This window comes from Vibrio sp. vnigr-6D03 (assembly GCF_002835515.1).
GTDB classification, from domain to species: domain Bacteria; phylum Pseudomonadota; class Gammaproteobacteria; order Enterobacterales; family Vibrionaceae; genus Vibrio; species Vibrio penaeicida.
This window is the reverse complement of the sequence record NZ_PIZL01000058.1, coordinates 794-3,053: the sequence shown is the minus strand read 5'-3', so window position 1 is coordinate 3,053 and position 2,260 is coordinate 794. Positions and strand designations below refer to the sequence as shown.

Here is a 2,260-nt window from a genome sequence, read left to right as displayed (position 1 = left end):
TCAGTCGAGAATTTAGGGAAACGAGTCGAGAGTAAAGCTTCAAGATTCAGCGAACCGAATTGATTTTGAAAGCTCTCAGCAACTTGAATTGCGACGACTTTTCCACCTTGATACTGGTTGAGGAATCAAACTCAAAGACACTGAAGCCAGCAATTTTCGAGAGCCTTACAACCCTTTAATTATCAAAGCGCTATAACGCCCTGTTAAGGTGTGAGCAACGCAATACCGAAGCTCCCGCAAACCACCTTAAACACAAAACTTAACGCATAGCAAAAATGCCAAGCGTTGCGAATCACTCTTAAACAGATTGTTAACCGTCTTCTTCAGCGACCTCTTCTACCGCTTTTTCTCTGACATACTTGGGTAAGTTGGCTTCTTTTAACCAGTTATTGATTTGCTCATCATCTACAAATTTGTTCCGACGAAGAGCATTAATTACATTGCCTATTTCAAAACTGTATTCAATTTGGTCATTTTTACCACAACCAAAAACAATCCTATTTACTTGGCTATAAGAGTAATCGCCTGCATATCGAATAACTGTTGTCGCAAATGTGTTAGCTTGATCGAAGCTACCCGAACTAGCATAAAGTTCGATTACTCTTTCTAAGAATGCTTCGGGAGGCTCAAAGAATAAAGGCTCATCCAATTCAGAGCGATTAGCTTTACTTAACCTTTTCTGAGCTGGGACTGATAATTTATCATGCACCAAGAGAAATTCCCAAAAATCCAAACGCGCTTTAGGTAAGTTTTCTATATATGTTTCGACTTTATGTTGAACATCTACATCGATAAACTCCCAGCTTTCTGGGATTTGTTCGAAGACATAAAGGCTTTTATAGAGTTCTTTATCTTCCAAACGCCTAAGCAAGTTGGATAACTTACTTGCTAATACTTCTGAAAACTCTTCTCGATATAATTCATTAATTGCATTTAACGCAACAGAGTAGCTCAAGCGCTTTTTATATTCGGGTTCACCAATGTATTTTTTTAATACTACAGTAGCGAAATTTGAGACTAAACTCTTCCTAGCCCTTCTAAATGGACTGTTTTCAAAAGCAACGACAGCCTTTTCAATATCATTTGGAAAGTAACTTGATTCAACCAGTAAAATCAACGACTCTAAAGCAGCTTTACCTTGTGAGGGTGGATACTGAAGCAAATGTTCAACGGCAGACCTAATATGAATTCTTGCTAGTTCAGCAGAAGGAGAAAAAAGTTCTCCATCATGTGTCATTGAAGGGTGAGCACATCGATTTCGATCTTCTTGAAGCCTGTCTAGATCGATAAATTCAACATGTGAAATCAACTCTAGCTTATCTCTACATATCGCTAAAATTTCTCTCTCAAATTTGAGTGAGCGACTAATATCCCCTTTTGTTCTTGCATCATCGAACGCATTTAAGTGTATTTCAGCTTCTTTATCACCCTGTAGTGTTAGGTCTTTTAACTTCTCAATGATATCGAATGAAACTGCTATCCATGTAGATACAATTGCAGAGCGAAAAGCTCCTGCTTTGTAGCAGGATACAGCTTCTTTAATGTAATTCTGAGCTTGTTTGTCTCGACATTTGATAACTAGCTCATCTAAATCTGATAATGGTGATGCCAATTTTATCTCCTTTGACGGTTAACGCCCAGTTAAGTAGCCAAAAACGCACAAATGCGGTTTCTGCAAACTGCCCTAAACACAAAACTCACCGCAAGCTAAAAATGCCACGCGTTTTTGGTCTGCTTGAACTGTTTGTTGTAGCGATACAAGCAAACAGACTTAACTTGGCAATGAAGCACTTAGCTTGCATTCAACGAAAGGCATCTTAACCAACAAAATCTTATGCAACCAGACCACAGAACCCAAAACACCGATTCAGTCGAGAATTTAGGAAAACGCGCCAAGAGCAAAGCTTCAAAATTCAGCGAACCGAATTGATTTTTAAAGCTTGCAGCAACTTGGTTTGCGATGGCTTTTCCACCTTGGATTTGGTTGAGAAATCAAGCTCAAAAACACTGAAGCCAGCAACTTTCGAACCCCTTACAAACCTTGAATTATCAAAGCGCTATAACACCCGCTTAAGTGGCTGCCAATACAATACAACGGCTACCGCATTGCGCCTTAAACACAATTATTTCTGCAAACCTAAAGTGCCACGCGTTGGCAGTCCGCTTGAAGCGTTTGTTGTAGAGCAACAAGTAACAAACTGACTTGGCAATGAAGCACTTAGGATGCATTCAATGAACAACATCTTAAACAACAAAACCT

The 2,260-nt window shown here is 39.2% G+C and carries 2 protein-coding genes; one reads left to right on the top strand and one right to left on the bottom strand.

What is annotated here, in order from left to right:
- Positions 1–310: 310 nt before the first annotated feature.
- Positions 311–1,612, bottom strand: coding sequence for a hypothetical protein (locus CW749_RS27120; RefSeq protein WP_101115592.1), 1,302 nt, complete (start codon positions 1,610–1,612; stop codon positions 311–313).
- On the opposite strand from CW749_RS27120, the gene CW749_RS28310 reads away from it, so the two are divergent.
- On the top strand, positions 1,606–1,821 hold the full coding sequence (locus CW749_RS28310; RefSeq protein ID WP_180958506.1) for a hypothetical protein: 216 nt from the start codon (positions 1,606–1,608) through the stop codon (positions 1,819–1,821). The two genes, CW749_RS27120 and CW749_RS28310, sit on opposite strands and share 7 nt — an antisense overlap.
- Positions 1,822–2,260: the final 439 nt, after the last annotated feature.

Bases quoted from the DNA above. Each gene is read 5' to 3' on its own strand.
- CW749_RS28310 (WP_180958506.1), top strand. From the start codon at position 1,606: ATGCCAATTTTATCTCCTTTGACGGTTAACGCCCAGTTAAGTAGCCAA.